The sequence below is a fragment of the Rivibacter subsaxonicus genome (assembly GCF_004217215.1).
Taxonomy (GTDB): domain Bacteria; phylum Pseudomonadota; class Gammaproteobacteria; order Burkholderiales; family Burkholderiaceae_C; genus Rivibacter; species Rivibacter subsaxonicus.
Genome location: NZ_SHKP01000004.1, coordinates 870,215 through 886,502, shown reverse-complemented (window position 1 = coordinate 886,502; position 16,288 = coordinate 870,215). Strand labels below are relative to the sequence as shown.

Below are 16,288 nucleotides of genomic sequence, written 5' to 3'. Positions count from 1 at the left end.
ACTCGGAGACAGAAATGGACAAGCTCAATCGGCGTGCGTGGGGCCTCGCGATGGCCTCGGTGGTTCTTCTCGCCGCGGCAAGCACTGCGCGCGCCGAGTTCCCGGAGAAGCCGGTGACGCTGGTTGTCCCGTTTGCTGCAGGCGGGCCCAGCGACAAGATCGCCCGTGATCTGGCCGAGGCCCTGCGCAAACGGCTGAACCAGACCGTCATCGTCGAAAATGTCGGCGGCGCGGGTGGCACGCTGGGCGCGGCCAAGGTGGCGACGGCGACAGCCGATGGCTACACCCTGCTGGTGCACCACATCGGCTTCGCGACGGCACCGTCGCTCTACCGCAAGCTGCCCTACAAGGGCATAGACGACTTCGAATACCTCGGGCTGATCAACGAAGCGCCGTCGACCTTGATCGGCCGCACGACCCTTTCGGCTGCGAGCTTCGCCGAGCTCCGCAAGTGGATCGCGACAGATTCGACCAAGGTGAACCTGGCGCATGCAGGCGTCGGCTCTGCCTCGCACCTCTGCGGCCTGATGCTGCAAAGCGCGTTGAAGGCCGAGATGACGACCGTGCCGTACAAGGGCACGGGCCCAGCCATGACCGATCTGATAGGCGGCACGGTGGACCTGATGTGCGAGCAGGCCACGAACGCGGTGCCCCAGATCGAGGGCGGCAAGGTGAAGGCGTTTGCTGTCACCAGCAAGGAACGTATGAAGCTGCCCGCCTTGGCCGCCGTGCCGACGCTGGCGGAGAGTGGCCTGACCGACTTCAGCGTATCCGTCTGGCACGGCCTCTATGCGCCGCGCAACACACCCGTGCCGGTGCTGGCGAAGCTGAACGAGGCGCTTCGCGGGGCGCTCAAGGACCCGGAACTCATCAAGCGCCAGGAAGCGCTGGGCATCAGCGTGGTGACCGATTCGCGGCTCGAGCCTGCGGCGCACAAGAAGTTTGTCGAGGGTGAAGTGGCACGCTGGGCAACGGTCATCAAGGCAGCTGGTGCCTACGCGGACTGACCAAGACGCGTTTCACGATCTCCACCACTCCTCGGAAGTGCGCCTGCTTCTCGCTTTCCCGCTCGCAGGGCTTCCGATATCTGAGGCGCCTTGAGCGACGGGCAAACGCGCCGCGCTCTTGCGATGACCGTAGCGACGGGAGGCTGTCATGCAGTTGAGTCCGAATGCCCAACTGTGAACGTCCGCATTCATCATCCGCGGACGTCAGCTACGGGTCGAAGGCTGCCGATACCCGGCGAGCCAGGGCACGCCTGGGCTCGATCAAGCGACCCCTGCCGCACACCCTCGCGTCAGCTCATTTGCGCTCTGCAGGGCCGATTGCGTGTCGACGCGTAAGCCCTGCGTCTTCGGCGCGTCTCTTGACAGCAAATGTGGCGTGATCGTCGAGTGTTCCCGCGCTCCTGCATGCGCAGTGCGCATCGAGGCAGCACCGGTGCTTACAACCGAAACCGTTACACCCGCCCGCGCCGCCGGCCGCAACTAGCTTTACGCGCAGTCACACAGCCCGGCACCGTTCGAGGCCCGTCACGCACGATAAGGGCCGCTCTCTGTCGCGACTGCCCACTCGCACGCCGCAGAAGAGGCCCTCTCATGAACACGCACGCACGTTGGCTTTGCTGGTCGTCGCTGGCCCTGTTGCAGGCGGCCTGCAACCCCACGGAAGATGAAACGAGCAATGTCGCGGCGGCCGCGCCCGCGGCTGCATCGGAGCAACGTGCGCAGATCGCCGCGGTGCAGGCCGACAGATCGCAGTTCGTGTCGACCTCGGCGATCGGCTCCGGTGCCCGCGACCCGGGACCGCGCGGCGCGCTGGTCGGCGCAGGAGGGCCGCTGCCCGGGCTCAGCGTGCTCGAGTTGGCCCTCTTCCAGGTCGGCAGGGAAGACTTCATCGAGGAAGAGTCGGCTTCGGACGGACTGGGCCCGACGATGAACCTCGACAGTTGCGGCGGCTGCCATTCGCAGCCCGCGATGGGCGGCACCAGCCCTGCGGTGAATCCACAGGTGGCCTTTGCCGGCAAGCTGAGCGCCACCAACGTGGTCCCGCCGTTCATCACGCTCAAGGGCCCGGTGCGCGAAGCACGCTTCGTGAAGGGCAGCGACGGCCAGCGCGATGGCGGCGTGCATGCGCTGTTCACCCTGGCCGGGCGCACCGACGCGCGTGACTGCCGCGTCAGGCAGCCCGACTTTGCCGGCGCGATGGCCGCGGGCAACGTGATCTTCCGCATTCCGACGCCGCTGTTCGGCGCCGGGCTGATCGAGCTGATTCCCGACGGCGAGATCCTGGCCAACCTCGGCCGCAACACCAGCACCAAGCGCAGCCTCGGCATCCGCGGCCGCGGCAACATCATGCCGGCGGCGCAGGCCATCTCGGCGCAACCGAACAAGAACGGCAACGACGGCACGCTGGGCCGCTTCGGCTGGAAGGCGCAGAACAAGTCGCTGCTGGTGTTCTCGGGCGAGGCCTACAACGTCGAGATGGGCATCACCAACGATCTGTTCCCGACCGAACGCGACGAGACCGAGGCCTGCCAGTACACCCACTCGCCCAACAGCGTGACCCACCTGGAGGCGGCGACGCCGCTCGAAGCCATCAGCTCGATCGAGAAGTTCACGGCCTTCATGCGCCTGCTGGCGCCGCCGACCCCGTCGACCGACCAGCCCGGCGGCAGCGCTTCGATCGCCAACGGCAAGACCTTGTTCGCCAACGTGGGCTGCGCGCTGTGCCATGTGCCGAGCCTGCGCACCGGCAACGCGTCGGTGGCCGCGCTGCGCTACAAGAACGTGAATCTCTATTCCGACCTGCTGCTGCACGACATGGGCGCGGGCCTGGCCGATGGCATCTTGCAGGGCGAGGCCGGCGCGCGCGAGTTCCGCACCGCGCCGCTGTGGGGCCTGGGCCAGCGCCTGTTCTTCCTGCACGATGGGCGCACCAGCGACCTGAAGCAGGCCGTGCTGGCGCACCGCAGCGACGGTTCCGAGGCCAATGGCGTGGTCTCGAAGTTCGGCGCCCTGGCGGACCGCGAGCAGCAGGACCTGCTGAACTTCCTGCGCTCGCTGTAGATGCGCGCAAGCGGTTGGCGTGCCGCCTGCGCTCGTCGCGTGCCGCCCGCCTACTCCGAGATCGTCACCACCCGATAGTTCGGGTCGGCGGTGATCTGTGCGTCGGTGTAGGGCAGCTTGGCCCACTGCCCGGCCGAGTAGAGGCGGGTCAGGTCGTTGAAGTGCTCGCTCGAGGCGTGCGAGGACTGGCCGTAGGTCAGCATGCCCTCGGCCACCGGGCCGCTGGCGTCCCAGGTGACGAACTGCATGTAGCTGTTGCCGTAGGCGCCCTGGTTGTTGAGCGGGTCGGCCAGGTAGGCGAAGTTGCCGGACAGCGGCGGGAACTCGGTCTTCTGGCCGCGCCAGTTGTTGAAGGTGTAGCGACCACCGGGAATCGGCTGCGGCACGCCGCCGCGGATCACGAGCTGGCTGTCGATCGGCCGTGCGCGGCGCTTGAGCGCGGTGTCGAACTGGCGCGTCAGCACCAGCGCCTCGAGCTCGACCAGCGCGGCGGCGGTGCTGGCGGCGCCGCGTGGCGTCTCGAGCGGATCGGACACGCTGTAGGGCACGGCCCACCACTTGGGATCGCGCAGCTCGCCGAGCCGTTCGTAGAACTCGCGGAACAGGATGGCGCCCGAACTCAGCATGCCGTGGCGCAGGTTCCAGCCCTGCAGCACGCTGCAGGCGTCCTTGGCCGCGGCCGAGGCGGTGGCCGAGGCCAGGCAGGCCGCGACGAACTCGGGCACCCATTTTTCGGCGCGGAAGAAGCGGCCCTGCAGGTAGAGCTGCTGCAGGTTGGCGACGTTGAACTTGTTGCCGGCCAGGCCGTCGGCACCGGCCAGCCGGTCGCGCACCATCGCGTGGCCGTTGCGGGTGCGCTCGCCCTGCACCATGGCCTCGGCATCGGGGCCGGTGGCGATGATCTTGGGATAGCCGGAGAGGAAGGTCGTGGCCTGCGGCCACCAGTGGCTGTCGTTGGCGTTGAGGATGTAGTCGGATCGCGTGACCCACGGCCGCTGCGCGGCGCCGACGCCGCCGGCCCAGTCGCACAGCGAGGTGCTGCCGGTCATCACGACCAGGCCGATGCTGTTCATCAGGTCCTGGAAGGGATAGGGCGCGCCCGGCACGCAGCCGGCGATCTGCGCGTCGGCCACGTTGGCGGCCACCGAGAAGTTGCCGTAGAGCGTCTTGCCGGCCTTGTCGGCCGCCATCGTGTTGACCCAGGGCATCGCCACATAGGTGGCGGCGGCGGTGCGCAGCGAGTCGACGTCGGTGGCCTTGCCGTTGAGGATGACCTGGTCGATCAGCTTGTAGTTGACGTAGTTGGCGTCCTGGATTGCGAAGGCCGAACCGGCGCTCCACGCAAAGTCGGCATCGGCCAGCATCGGGCCGAACTCGCTGAGGTAGAGCGTGCGCGTGATGTCGTGCAGCGAACCGTCGCTGCGCTTGGCGCTGATGGTCAGCGGCACCGCGGTCAGTGGCTTGGAGACACCGTCCTTGACGTAGCGCGTGGCGTCGGTCGGATCGAGCGTGAGCACGCGCAGCGTGAAGCGGTTGTCGGTCGAGAAAGTGTGGGTCCAGGCCAGCGTGCTGTTGAAGCCGATCAGCGGCAGCGGCACGCCGAGCAGCGTGGCGCCATAGACGTCGTAGCCGGCCGAGGCCACCGTCATGTGGACCTGGTTCAGCCGCAGCGTGCCCCACCACGGAAAGTGCGGGTTGCCGAGCACGATGCCGGCCCCGCTCTCGGTGGCGTCCTTGCCGAGCGCCACACCGTTGGAGCCGATCACATGCTCCTGGATGACCTTCAGCGAGGTCGCGATGCTCGAGTTCTGCAGCGCGGCCAGCGTCAGCGGCTTCGCCGCCTTTGCGTTCTGGGCAAGTTGCGTAGCGCGGGCCTTCGGCGTGCGCGTAGCGACGACCACCCCCGGCGGTTGTGCGCTGCCAATGGACCGGATGAAGGCCATCGAGCTGCCGGCCATCGCCGCCTGCATGTAGCGCAGGTAGGCGTCGTCCTCGGTCATCGGCACGACCCAGTCCGCGCCCTTGCATTCGGCCGGCAGGCCGGCGGCGCCGACCTCGCGCAGGTAGCGGTTGTAGCCGGCGACGAAGCCGGCGGTGATGTCCTGCGAATCCTGGCCCGAGGCCGCCTTCACGCGCGCGGCCAGCGCCGGCGTGAACAGCAGCTTGTAGAAGAAGTCGGAGGAGATGTTGTCCCACTGGTCGCCGAGCTGCCCGAGGTAGCCGCCGGCCTCGCCGAAGACCTTGGAGCGCTCGCCGTGCAAGGTGACGATCTCTTCGGCGAAGGTGCAGATGTTGTCGCGGGCGAAGGCGTAGCCATAGCCATAGCCGGCGCCCTTGAAGTTGTCGGCCTTGACATGCGGCACGCCGAAGGAGGTGTAGCGGATCGTGGCCGAGTAGCTCGCGGGCGGCGGGGCGGGATCGGAGTCGGAGTTCGAGCAGGCCGCGAGCAACAGGCCCGCGCCGGCAAGCGCCAGCGCGAGCGCGCCGCGGCGCAGTGATGCCATCGATGAAGACATGAGCGAGGCTCCTCGGCGGTTGGTGGGCGCACTCTGCGCGATGCAGGCATCGCGGCGGCTCGCCTCGTGGTGGAGATTGACCATACGCGGTCGTTGCCGGGCACTGCATCGGGCTTGCCCTGAGAGGCGGCCCCGGCCCCTCCCCACGACTGTTTGATCGGACCGACACCACGCCGGCGCCAGCGGTGCTACAACCGGCGCCCCACCCTGCAAAGCGCACCCGCCCACGCCATGAAGCTCTGGGACATCTCGCCACCGGTCAGCGCCAGCGCGCCGGTCTTTCCGGGCGACACGCCCTACTCGCAGCAATGGGCGGCGACCATCGGCCCCGGCTGCCCGGTCAACGTCAGCGCGATCACGCTTAGCCCGCACGTGGGCGCGCATGCCGACGCGCCGCTGCACTACGACGCCGACGGCGCGACCATCGGCGCGGTCGCGCTCGAGCCCTTCCTCGGCCGCTGCCGCGTGATCCATGCCATCGGCGTCGGCCCCCTGGTGCGGCCCGAACACATCGCGCATGCACTGACCGACCTGCCGCCGCGGGTGCTGGTGCGCACCTATGCACGAGCACCGCTCGACCGCTTCGACGAGGCCCTCGCCGCCTACGCCCCCGAGACGATCGAGCAGCTCGCCGACCTCGGCGTGCAGTTGGTCGGCATCGACACCGCGAGCATCGACCCGGCTGACAGCAAGCTGCTGCTCAGTCACCAGGTGATCCGCCGGCGCGGCCTGCGCGTGCTCGAGAACCTGGTGCTCGACGAGGTGGCCGAGGGCGACTACGAGCTGATCGCGCTGCCCCTCAAACTCACGACGGCCGATGCCTCACCGGTGCGCGCCATCCTGCGAGAACTGCCATGACGATGTCCAGAGACCAGGCCCTTGCCCTCGACGCCAAGGATCCGCTCGCGCCGCTGCGCGCGGCTTTCAGCCTGCCGCCAGGCCGCATCTACCTCGACGGCAACTCGCTCGGCGTGCTGCCGGCCGCCACCTCGCAGCGGCTGCGCGAGGTGGTCGAGCACGAATGGGGCACCGAGTTGATCGAGAGCTGGAACAGCGCCGGCTGGATCGAGCAACCCGGGCGCATCGGCGACAAGATCGCGCGCCTGGTCGGCGTCGGCCCCGGCGAGCTGGTGGCGGCCGACTCGACCTCGGTCAACCTCTACAAGGTGCTGCACGCGGCCTGCGCGATGCAGCGCGCCGACCGGCCGGGCCGCAGGCTGATCGTCTCCGAGCGCAGCAACTTCCCGACCGACCTCTACATCGCGCAGAGCGTGGCGCGCGAGTTCGGCCTCGAGCTGAAACTGGTCGACGCGCCCGAGGCGCTGCCCGCGGCGCTCGGTGGCGAGTCCGGGGCCGAGGTCGCGGTGCTGATGCTCACGCAGGTGAACTACCGCACCGGCGTGCTGCTCGACATGGCGGCGCTGACCGCGGCCGCGCATGGCGTGGGCGCCCTCACCGTCTGGGACCTGGCGCACAGCGCCGGCGCGTTGCCGGTGGCGCTGAAGGACTGCGACGCCGACTTCGCGATCGGCTGCGGCTACAAGTACCTCAACGGCGGTCCCGGCGCGCCGGCCTTTGTCTGGGCCCACCCGCGCCATGCCGATCGCTTCTGGCAGCCGCTGTCGGGCTGGATGGGTCATGCGGCGCCCTTCGAGTTCACAAGTGACTATCGGCCGGCGCCGGGCATCGGGCGTTATCTGTGCGGCACGCCGGCGATCCTCGGCATGGCCGCACTCGAATGCGGCGTCGACACCGTGCTGGCGGCCGAGCCGCTCGGCGGCCTCGCGGCACTGAGAGCCAAGTCGCTGGCCTTGACCGATCTGTTCGCAAACCTCGTCGAAGAGCGCTGCACCGGCCATGGCTTGACGCTCGTTTCGCCGCGCGAGCCGGCGCGTCGCGGCAGCCAGGTCTGCCTGGCCCGGGACGAAGGTGCCTACGCCATCGTGCAGGCGCTGATTGCGCGCGGCGTGGTCGGCGACTTCCGCGCCGGCGACGCGCAGGTGCCCGACATCCTGCGCTTCGGCTTCACGCCGCTCTACACCCGCTTCGTCGAGGCCTGGGATGCGGTCGAGCATCTGCGCGCCGTGCTCGAAAGCGGCGAGTGGAAACGCGCCGAGTTCAACCGGCGCAATGCAGTGACCTGAGCACGACCATGAACACCCCCAGCAAGCCCGAAGACATCGTGCGCGAGGAGCGCGCCCAGCTCGACTTTTCCAAGTCGATGAGCTACGGCGACTACCTGTGCCTGGAGCAGGTGCTCGGCGCGCAGAAGCCGCTGTCGCCGGCTCACGACGAGATGCTGTTCATCATCCAGCACCAGACCAGCGAGCTGTGGATGAAGCTGATGCTGCACGAGCTGCGCGCGGCCACCGCGGCGGTCGCCGCCGATCATCTGCCCGAAGCCTTCAAGATGCTGGCGCGGGTCAGCAAGATCATGGAGCAGCTGGTCCACGCCTGGGACGTGCTGGCGACGATGACGCCGCCCGAGTACAGCGCGCTGCGGCCCTACCTCGGCCCGAGCAGCGGCTTCCAGAGCTGGCAGTACCGCTGCATCGAGTTCAGCCTCGGCAACAAGAACGCGGCGATGCTCAAGCCGCATGCGCATGCGCCGGCGCGCCTGGCCGAGGTCGAGGCCGCGTTCCACGCGCCCTCGCTCTACGACGAGGCGCTGCGGCTGCTGGCGCGGCGCGGCATCGCGGTGCCGGCCAGCCACCTGGAGCGCGACTGGTCGCAGGTCTACGTGGCCGATGCCGGTGTCGAGGCGGCCTGGCTGCAGGTCTACCGCAACCCGCAGGCGCACTGGGAGCTCTACCAGCTCGGCGAGGAACTGACCGACCTCGAGGACGCCTTCCGCCTCTGGCGCTTTCGCCACGTGACCACCGTCGAGCGCGTGATCGGCTTCAAGCGCGGCACCGGCGGCACCGGCGGCGTCAGCTACCTGCGCAAGATGCTCGACGTGGTGCTGTTCCCCGAGATCTGGACGCTGCGCACCAGCCTGTAGCGCGACGATCGCCGCCATGTACCTGCAGCGCCGGCCCGCAGCACCGCTCGACGCGGTCGTCGCCTGCCTTTGGGCCAGCGAGCGCGGTGCACTGGTCCATGCGCGCGAGCGCATCCTGCCCAGCGGCTGCGACAGCGTGGTCATCGCGCTGCACGAGGCGCCGCTGCGGCGCTTTGCCGATATCGACGATCGCTGCGGCAACAGCATCGGCAACGCGCTGTGGCAGGGCGTTCACGATGCGCCGGTGCTGCGCGACACCTCGGCGCCGGCCTGCGTGGTCGGCATCAGCTTTCGCGCCGGCGGTGCCGCTGCCCTGGCCGGCGTGCCGATGGGCGAACTGGCCGGCCGTACGGTCGCGCTCGATGCCCTGTGGGGTTCGGCGGTCGCAAGGCTGCGCGAGCGACTCCAGGACACCGCAGGCGCCGCGGCGCGACTCGATCTGCTCGAAGCCTGGCTGTATCGGCGACTTGCAAGCGCCCGTCCCGGCGATCCGGTCGTGGCGCAGGCACTCGCGCTCTTTGCGAGCATGCCGACACGCGCCGAGGTCGGGCCGGTGCAATTGGCCGTCGGCTGCTCGCCGCAGCGCTTCGTCGCGCGCTTTCGCGATGCAGTCGGGCTCACGCCCAAGCGCTATGCCCGCGTGCTGCGCTTTCACACCCTGGTCCAGCGGCTGGCCGCCGTCGACGATGCCGGCCTCGCCGAGCTGGCACTCGATGGCGGCTACGTCGATCAATCGCACCTGAGCAACGAGTTCCGCCGCCTTGGCGGCCTCACGCCCATGGCCTACCGTCCGGTGGCCGGCGACCGGCCGACGCATGTGGCGATCGGCGGCTGACCCAGAAAAATCTGCAAGACGGCGGCCACGGCACGCAGCATGCTGAGCGCCATCGCCACCGTTCTCCCCGGGAGATCCACATGACCGAGGCCGCCCCCTCCCCCATCCACGAGGTCTTCGCCTACCTGTGCGTCAGCGACAGCGCCGCGGCGATCGAGTTCTACCGCCGCGCCTTCGGCGCGACCGAGCGCTTCCGCCTGGTCGAGCCCTCGGGCCGCATCGGCCACGCAGAGTTGCAGCTCGGACCGGTGGTGCTGATGCTCTCCGACGCCTTTCCCGAGTTCGACATCCACCCGCCAGGCGGCGGCGCGCTGCCGCCGGTTCGCATCCACCTGCACGTGGACAACGCCGACCAGATGATCGCCAGCGCCATCGCCGCCGGCGCCACCGCGCTGGGCGAGGTGTCGGATGCCTTCTACGGCGAGCGCGGCGGCCGCATCAAGGACCCCTTCGGCCATGTCTGGCTGATCGGTCACTCGATCGAGGAGGTCAGTCCCGAGGAGATGCAACGCCGCTACACGGCGATGTTCGAGGGCTGAACGCGGCGACCGGCGCCGCGGCCCGCAATCACTTCGCGGGCGACAACCTCAGCAGCACCGCGCCGGCCTCATCGACCAGTAGCAGCTTGTCGCCGTCCATCCTGGCGCCACGGGTGGCGTCGAGCTTCTGGTGCATCGTGCGCTCGGCCTTCATCGCGCCGTCCTCGCACATCATCATCGATTGCGCGAGCGGGCCGATCTTGAGCTTGTCGCCGTCCATCCTGGCGCCGCCGAAGAAGTTGTTGCAGCCACCGAAGCCGGTGACCTCGGGCGCGTCCTTGGCGCCAAAGACCACCGTCGGCTTGCGCCCATCTGATCGGCCGGGATCGACCTCGCTGGCGACCCAGCTCGTGCCCTTGAGCTTGTCCAGACTCAGCATGGCGGACTTGCCCCCCATGGTCGATGAGCAGGCGGCGACGGCAAGCGCCGCCACGAAGGGGAGGATGAGCTTCTTCATGGGCCGAGAATAAGCGGGCCGCCGCAACCCGGGCAAGCCACCCGTCCGTGCCGATGAATCCCTCGCCCGTCGCCGACCCGACCGCAGCCTTGCTGCGCGACTTCGACCGACGCTACCTGCGATGGGGCTTGCCGCTGTGCCTGGCGTGCCTGCTGGCCGTGGCCTGGCTCTGGAGCCAGCCGGGCAAGCACAACCTCGGCGCCCCGTTCTGGCAGGCAGTGCAGTTGCTGGCGGCCGCGGCGGCCCTGCTGAACCTGCCGTCGTGGTGGCTGCAGCGGCGCAGCCTGCGCGCGCAACTCGAACGCGCAGCGCCGATCGGCGCGTGGCGCTTTGCGCTGCGCTTCTGGCTGATCAACCTCGCGCTGGCGGTGGCGCTGTCGGTGCTGCTGTGGCGGCCGCTGCTGAACCTGCTGTTCTTCTTTCGGCTCTACCCGGTCGCGTTCTGGCTGCTGCCATGGCATGCGATCCTGGGACTGATGCTGGGCCGGTGGCTGCAGCTGCAGGCGAGCCCGGCGCCGGTCCCGCCTGCCGCATCGCGCTGACCGCGACGCGTCCTTCGCCACCCACGGGCTCGCACGCCCTTTGCGCCGGGCCAGCATCGTCGCTGGGCGATGCGCCCGATGCAGGGGGCCGATGCTGGTGGCATTGGCAGCATGAAGGCTCGAGCCCTCACGCCGCCACGAGCTCAGCGGTAGAGGCCGATGATCTGCAGGTTCCAGGCCGCCTCTTTGCCCGAGCCCTGGCCTTCCCAGCGCTTGGCCTCGGCCGCCAGGAAGGCGCGCGCCTCGTCGCTGCCGAGGTCGCCGATCGACTTGAGCGCCATGCCGCGATCGGCCCAGACCGCAGTCTTGTTCTGCGACAGCGACTTCAGCATCTCGAGCTGGGCGTTCGCGCGCAGCGTGCCGAGCGAGGAGATCGCCGCCAGCCGCACGTTCTCGTCGGCGTCGGAGACCAGGCGCACCAGGGTGTCGACCGAGCGCGGGTTGTTGGCAAAGCCGAGCGCGTAGACGTCGAGCCAGGTGTCGGCATCACGCTTGGCGCCGATGCGCGCGATCAGCGCGTCGACCTTCGCATCGCTGGCGCGATAGCCGTAGAGCTCGTTGGCGACCTTGCTGGCGATCTCCTTGACCGCGATCGACAGCGGCTGGTTCAGCGTCGGCTCGATGACCTCGTCGAAGCTCATCACCGGCACCTTGCCGCGCTTGACGAAGGCCGCCACCCGCTTGCGGCCGGCCGGCGTGTCGAGGTCGGCGCTCAGGTAGGTCAGGGTCACGAAGGGCGCAAAGCCGTTGCTGCGGTGGTTCTGGATCTTGAAGGTGCGCAGTTCGAGCCGTGGCTGGCCGGTGGCGCCGGCGGCGACCGTGACCGGCAGGCCGCGCGAAGCCAGTTCCTGCTGCAGCGCCGTCGCGAGGTAGGCCGGCGGGTCGATCGCACCGCTGGCGGTGTTCAGGCCGGCTGGCAGCGTGCCGGCGGAAAAGACGCGATCGCTGGGCGGACGCTGGTCGGCCAGCGCCAACTCGGTCTTTGGCGGCGCCGCCTGGACGCTGGTTTCATAGCGCTGGCCCGAGGGCTCTGGCGTCTTGACGATGTAGTGTGCCGGCGCGCAGGCCGACAGCAGGGCCGCGCAAGCGGCAGCAAACCCGGCCCGGCCGAGCAGGTAGCGATTGACGTGCACTGAAGAGTCTCCCTCGAAGATCGTTGTCGTTGGCGGACCATGAGCGATCCGCGCCCGCCGGGGCAGGCCCGCCGGGCAGGCGCGACTGTAGTGCGCCGATCGGCGCTCGCCGCGGGTCGGTAGCGAGCGCACAACGCCGCCATTCGGCGGAGCGACAATAGTCACAAATGCAACGCCAGAGCGCGACGCCGCCGGCCCACCCTCCTCGACCATGGCAACCATCCTCCAGAACCTGCCCGCCGGCCAGAAGGTCGGCATCGCCTTCTCCGGCGGCCTCGACACCAGCGCCGCCCTGCACTGGATGAAGCTCAAGGGCGCGATCCCCTACGCCTACACCGCCAACCTCGGTCAGCCCGACGAGCCCGACTACGACGAGATCCCGCGCAAGGCCATGCAGTACGGCGCCGAGCTGGCGCGACTGGTGGACTGCCGCGCGCAACTGGTGGCCGAGGGCATTGCCGCGCTGCAAAGCGGCGCCTTCCACATCAGCACCGCCGGCGTCACCTACTTCAACACCACGCCGATCGGCCGCGCCGTGACCGGCACCATGCTGGTGGCGGCGATGAAGGAAGACGAGGTCAACATCTGGGGCGACGGCAGCACCTTCAAGGGCAACGACATCGAGCGCTTCTACCGCTACGGCCTGCTGACCAACCCGGCGCTGAAGATCTACAAGCCCTGGCTCGACCAGGCCTTCATCGACGAACTCGGCGGCCGCGCCGAGATGTCGGCCTTCATGACCAAGGCCGGCTTCGGCTACAAGATGAGCGCCGAGAAGGCCTACTCGACCGACAGCAACCTGCTCGGCGCCACGCACGAGGCCAAGGACCTCGAGCAACTCTCCAGCGGCATGAAGATCGTGCAGCCGATCATGGGTGTGGCCTTCTGGCGCGACGAGGTCGAAGTGAAGCGCGAAGAGGTGACGGTGCGCTTCGAGGAAGGCCAGCCGGTCGCGCTCAACGGCGCGGGCTTCGCCAGCCCGGTGGAACTGCTGCTCGAAGCCAACCGCATCGGCGGCCGCCACGGGCTGGGCATGAGCGACCAGATCGAGAACCGCATCATCGAGGCCAAGAGCCGCGGCATCTACGAGGCCCCGGGGCTGGCGCTGCTCTTCATCGCCTACGAGCGGCTCGTCACGGGCATCCACAACGAGGACACGATCGAGCAGTACCGCGACAACGGCCGCAAGCTCGGCCGGCTGCTCTACCAGGGCCGCTGGTTCGACCCGCAGGCGATCATGCTGCGCGAGGCCGCGCAGCGCTGGGTCGCACGCGCCGTGACCGGCGAGGTCACGCTCGAACTGCGGCGCGGCAACGACTACTCGATCCTGAACACCGAGTCGCCCAACCTGAGCTACGCGCCCGAGCGGCTGAGCATGGAGAAGGTCGAGAACGCGCCGTTCTCGCCGGCCGACCGCATCGGCCAGCTGACGATGCGCAACCTCGACATCAGCGACACGCGCGCCAAGCTCGGCATCTACTCGCAGGCCGGGCTGCTGTCGCAGGGTGGCGGCGCGGCGTTGCCTCAGTTGGGGGTCGTCGACGACTGAGGCGACTTCGGCGCTGCACCTTGCGGATCTGGTCTTCCTTGCAGTCGCTGCCCCCGCACCAATAGGTGCAGCCCTTCTCATCGAGCTCGGGCGTGCCGCAGGCGGCCCGGTCTGGACTCGACGCGATGCGGCTGGTGCGTGGCAGGCGCGTCGTCGTGACGGGAGTCGACCTGCACCAGCGGCCGTGCCGCTGACCCCGGCAGCCTCGGTGGTTGCCGCCGGCGCGATCTGACGCTACCGTGACCACCTGTGGCCGGCTTGTGGCCGCGGCAGGGCGCTTGGCGCGTCCGGAAACCGAGGTCCACGATGATGCGACAGGCCCACCACCAAGTGCCACGCGACGCCAGCCGAATCGGATCGGCCTGGAGACTGCTCGTCATTGGGCTGATGCTCCTGGGCGGCGCCCTGTCTGCGGCACACGCCCAGGACGCCACCTTCAAGGACGAGGAACTCGACCAGATGCTGGCGCCGATCGCGCTCTATCCGGACTCGTTGCTCGCCCAGGTGCTGATGGCCACCACCTACCCGGCCGACGTCAAGGCGGCTGCGGCCTGGTCGAAGGCGCACCCCGACGCCAAGGGCGATGCGGCGGTCAAGCAGGTGGAGAACCAGCCCTGGGAGCCGGCGGTGCAGTCGCTGGTGGCATTCCCGCAGGTGCTGGCGATGATGAACGACAAGCCCGATGACGTGCAGCGTCTCGGCGATGCCTTCCTCGCCGACCCCAGCCGCGTCATGGACCGGGTCCAGGTGCTGCGCAAGAAGGCCGAGCAGGCCGGCAACCTCAAGAGCAACGAGCAGCAGAAGGTCAGCACCCAGACCGCGGAGAGCAAGCAGGTCATCGTGATCGAGCCGGCGCAGCCGCAGTCGGTCTACGTGCCGGTCTATCAACCGACGGTCTACGGCACCTGGGCCTACCCCTCGTATCCGCCCTACTACTGGCCGCCGCCGGCCTACTACTACCCGGGAGCGGCCTTCGTCGGCGGCGTGATCTGGGGCGCGGCGGTGGTCGGGATCGCCAACGGCCTCTGGGGCGGCTGCAACTGGGGCGGCGGCGACGTCAACATCAACGTCAACAAGTACAACAACATCAACAGCAACCGCCAGATCAATGCCAACAACACCAAGTTCGAGCACAACGCCGATCGCCGAGGTGACGTGCCATACCGCGACAACAAGAGCCGCGAGCAGTACGGCAAGAAGCAGCTCGATGGCGCCAAGGACCGCGAGGCCTACCGCGGCAAGGATGGTCGTGATGCCGAGCGCGACAGGGCAGCCAATACGCTGGCGGAGCGTGGCGCCGACCCGGCCGCCGGCCGCGAGAAGCTGCAGGGCGCCGATCGCGACAAGGCGACAGCCGCGGTACGCGACAGTGACCGCGGCGGGGCCGGCGGTGGTGCGGGCGACCGGGCCGGCGCGGGTCAGAACCGGCCGTCGAACGCGGCGGCGGGCGGCGCGGCCGACCGCGGTGCCACCAACCGCGCGTCCTCGGGCAGTGGCGGTGCCCGCGACAACGCGTTGGCCGGCGCCCACAGCGGCGGAGCGGCACGCGCCAGCGCCGACCGCGGCCAGGCCAGTCGTCAGTCGATGAGCCAGCACAGTGGTGCCGGCCGAGCTGCCGGCGGCGCGCGCGCCGGCGGCGGTGGCGGTGGCCGCCGTCGTTGAGCGCAGGAGCAGCCCATGAACTCGAAAAACATTGCCCGCACCTCAGCCATCGGCGGCTCGGGATCGGGCCTGCGGCAGCAGGCTCGATCCGTCGGCGCGCTGGCGCTGGCGCTCGCGCTCGGCCTGCCGCTGGGTGCCGCTGCCCAGGTGCCGTTTGCCACACCCGAGCAAGCCGCCGACGCCCTGATCGAGGCGGTGGCCACGCGCGATCAGGTCGCGATGCCACGCTTGCTCGGCAAGGACTGGCGCCAGCTGATGCCGCCCGAAGGCGTCAGTGCCGACGACCGCGAGATCTTCCTCGACAAGGCGCGCCAGACGCGCACGGTCAACGTCACCGGCGGCCGCGGCGAACTGGTGGTGGGCGCCGACGCCTGGCCGCTGCCGATCCCGTTGGTGCAGGGAAAGGACGGCCAGTGGCGCTTCGACCCGCGCGGCGGTCGCGAGGCGATCGTTGCCCGCACGATCGGCAGCAACGAGTTGTCGGCGATGCAGGCCGCACTGGCCTACATCGACGCGCAGCGCGAGTACGCGCAGGCCGACCGCAACGGCGACGGCATGCTCGAGTACGCCCAGAAGTTGGTCAGCAGCCCGGGCCAGCGCGACGGCCTGATCTGGAGCACGAGCCTGGACGACGAGAGCCCGATGGGCGAGGCCTTCGCGCCGTCACGACCGGGCGAGGGCTATCACGGCTACCGCTTCAAGATCCTCAACGGTCAGGGATCGAACGCCAAGGGCGGCGCGCGCAGCTACCTGATCGGCAAGCGCATGAGCAACGGCTACGCGCTGCTGGCCTGGCCGGTGAGCTACGGCAAGACCGGCGTGATGAGCTTCATGGTCAATCAGGACGGCCAGCTCTTCGAGCGCGACCTCGGGCCGAAGACGAGCGAGGCAGCCGCCTCGATCAAGCGTTTCGATCCCGACAAGAACTGGCACGCGACGAAGCCCTGAGCGGACCCGGCCTCATGGCCGCGGCATGGCTCGAGGTC

General features: G+C 69.2%; 14 protein-coding genes. 11 read left to right on the top strand and 3 right to left on the bottom strand.

Annotated elements, in window-relative coordinates; translation table 11 throughout:
* The first annotated feature begins 14 nt into the window (after positions 1-14).
* Together EV670_RS04095 and EV670_RS04085 are read left to right on the top strand one after the other, a co-directional pair.
* Complete coding sequence (locus EV670_RS04095; RefSeq protein ID WP_130430514.1) at positions 15-1,007, top strand: tripartite tricarboxylate transporter substrate-binding protein; 993 nt, start codon at positions 15-17, stop codon at positions 1,005-1,007.
* 369 nt (positions 1,008-1,376) lie between these two features.
* Positions 1,377-3,068, top strand: a complete 1,692-nt coding sequence (locus EV670_RS04085) for a di-heme oxidoredictase family protein (RefSeq protein ID WP_423213561.1) — start codon at positions 1,377-1,379, stop codon at positions 3,066-3,068.
* A gap of 50 nt (positions 3,069-3,118) precedes the next feature.
* Here EV670_RS04085 and EV670_RS04080 read toward each other — a convergent pair whose 3' ends face one another.
* Positions 3,119-5,584: a penicillin acylase family protein gene (locus tag EV670_RS04080; RefSeq protein WP_165393229.1), complete on the bottom strand. Its 2,466-nt coding sequence runs from the start codon at positions 5,582-5,584 to the stop codon at positions 3,119-3,121.
* 231 nt (positions 5,585-5,815) lie between these two features.
* On the opposite strand from EV670_RS04080, the gene kynB reads away from it, so the two are divergent.
* The 5 genes from kynB (at position 5,816) to EV670_RS04055 (ending at position 9,959) form a co-directional block, all read left to right on the top strand.
* Positions 5,816-6,442, top strand: coding sequence for an arylformamidase (gene kynB / locus EV670_RS04075; protein ID WP_130430510.1), 627 nt, complete (start codon positions 5,816-5,818; stop codon positions 6,440-6,442).
* A complete protein-coding gene (kynU, locus tag EV670_RS04070) occupies positions 6,439-7,728 on the top strand; it encodes a kynureninase (RefSeq protein WP_423213560.1) in 1,290 nt (429 codons plus the stop codon). Before kynB ends, kynU begins: the two co-directional genes overlap by 4 nt.
* An 8-nt stretch (positions 7,729-7,736) precedes the next feature.
* Positions 7,737-8,585, top strand: coding sequence for a tryptophan 2,3-dioxygenase (gene kynA / locus EV670_RS04065; protein ID WP_130430509.1), 849 nt, complete (start codon positions 7,737-7,739; stop codon positions 8,583-8,585).
* A gap of 16 nt (positions 8,586-8,601) precedes the next feature.
* Entirely contained in the window at positions 8,602-9,420 is an 819-nt protein-coding gene (locus tag EV670_RS04060) for an AraC family transcriptional regulator (RefSeq protein ID WP_130430508.1), read from the top strand.
* An 80-nt stretch (positions 9,421-9,500) separates the two neighbouring features.
* A complete protein-coding gene (locus tag EV670_RS04055) occupies positions 9,501-9,959 on the top strand; it encodes a VOC family protein (protein ID WP_130430507.1) in 459 nt (152 codons plus the stop codon).
* A 28-nt stretch (positions 9,960-9,987) separates the two neighbouring features.
* Here the strand turns inward: EV670_RS04055 and EV670_RS04050 are convergent, their stop codons facing one another.
* Complete coding sequence (locus EV670_RS04050; protein ID WP_130430506.1) at positions 9,988-10,416, bottom strand: META domain-containing protein; 429 nt, start codon at positions 10,414-10,416, stop codon at positions 9,988-9,990.
* Positions 10,417-10,469: 53 nt separating this feature from the next.
* Here EV670_RS04050 and EV670_RS04045 point away from each other — a divergent pair, with 53 nt between their 5' ends.
* A complete protein-coding gene (locus tag EV670_RS04045) occupies positions 10,470-10,958 on the top strand; it encodes a hypothetical protein (protein WP_130430505.1) in 489 nt (162 codons plus the stop codon).
* 143 nt (positions 10,959-11,101) lie between these two features.
* Here EV670_RS04045 and EV670_RS04040 read toward each other — a convergent pair whose 3' ends face one another.
* The gene (locus EV670_RS04040) at positions 11,102-12,091 is read right to left on the bottom strand and encodes a HEAT repeat domain-containing protein (RefSeq protein WP_165393228.1); all 990 of its coding nucleotides are present in this window, start codon (positions 12,089-12,091) and stop codon (positions 11,102-11,104) included.
* 211 nt (positions 12,092-12,302) lie between these two features.
* Here EV670_RS04040 and argG point away from each other — a divergent pair, with 211 nt between their 5' ends.
* From argG to EV670_RS04025, 3 genes are all read left to right on the top strand, one after another.
* A complete protein-coding gene (gene argG / locus EV670_RS04035) occupies positions 12,303-13,640 on the top strand; it encodes an argininosuccinate synthase (protein WP_130430503.1) in 1,338 nt (445 codons plus the stop codon).
* Positions 13,641-14,027: 387 nt separating this feature from the next.
* Complete coding sequence (locus tag EV670_RS04030) at positions 14,028-15,302, top strand: DUF3300 domain-containing protein (protein WP_242616824.1); 1,275 nt, start codon at positions 14,028-14,030, stop codon at positions 15,300-15,302.
* A gap of 15 nt (positions 15,303-15,317) precedes the next feature.
* Positions 15,318-16,250, top strand: a complete 933-nt coding sequence (locus EV670_RS04025) for a DUF2950 domain-containing protein (RefSeq protein WP_130430502.1) — start codon at positions 15,318-15,320, stop codon at positions 16,248-16,250.
* The last annotated feature ends 38 nt before the right edge of the window (positions 16,251-16,288 follow it).

What these genes read in the sequence shown, in the direction of transcription:
- EV670_RS04095 (WP_130430514.1), top strand. Translation starts at nt 15, where the DNA reads ATGGACAAGCTCAATCGGCGTGCGTGGGGCCTCGCGATGGCCTCGGTG.
- EV670_RS04085 (WP_423213561.1), top strand. Translation starts at nt 1,377, where the DNA reads ATGTGGCGTGATCGTCGAGTGTTCCCGCGCTCCTGCATGCGCAGTGCG.
- EV670_RS04080 (WP_165393229.1), bottom strand. Translation starts at nt 5,584, where the DNA reads ATGTCTTCATCGATGGCATCACTGCGCCGCGGCGCGCTCGCGCTGGCG.
- kynB (WP_130430510.1), top strand. Translation starts at nt 5,816, where the DNA reads ATGAAGCTCTGGGACATCTCGCCACCGGTCAGCGCCAGCGCGCCGGTC.
- kynU (WP_423213560.1), top strand. Translation starts at nt 6,439, where the DNA reads ATGACGATGTCCAGAGACCAGGCCCTTGCCCTCGACGCCAAGGATCCG.
- kynA (WP_130430509.1), top strand. Translation starts at nt 7,737, where the DNA reads ATGAACACCCCCAGCAAGCCCGAAGACATCGTGCGCGAGGAGCGCGCC.
- EV670_RS04060 (WP_130430508.1), top strand. Translation starts at nt 8,602, where the DNA reads ATGTACCTGCAGCGCCGGCCCGCAGCACCGCTCGACGCGGTCGTCGCC.
- EV670_RS04055 (WP_130430507.1), top strand. Translation starts at nt 9,501, where the DNA reads ATGACCGAGGCCGCCCCCTCCCCCATCCACGAGGTCTTCGCCTACCTG.
- EV670_RS04050 (WP_130430506.1), bottom strand. Translation starts at nt 10,416, where the DNA reads ATGAAGAAGCTCATCCTCCCCTTCGTGGCGGCGCTTGCCGTCGCCGCC.
- EV670_RS04045 (WP_130430505.1), top strand. Translation starts at nt 10,470, where the DNA reads ATGAATCCCTCGCCCGTCGCCGACCCGACCGCAGCCTTGCTGCGCGAC.
- argG (WP_130430503.1), top strand. Translation starts at nt 12,303, where the DNA reads ATGGCAACCATCCTCCAGAACCTGCCCGCCGGCCAGAAGGTCGGCATC.
- EV670_RS04030 (WP_242616824.1), top strand. Translation starts at nt 14,028, where the DNA reads ATGCTCCTGGGCGGCGCCCTGTCTGCGGCACACGCCCAGGACGCCACC.
- EV670_RS04025 (WP_130430502.1), top strand. Translation starts at nt 15,318, where the DNA reads ATGAACTCGAAAAACATTGCCCGCACCTCAGCCATCGGCGGCTCGGGA.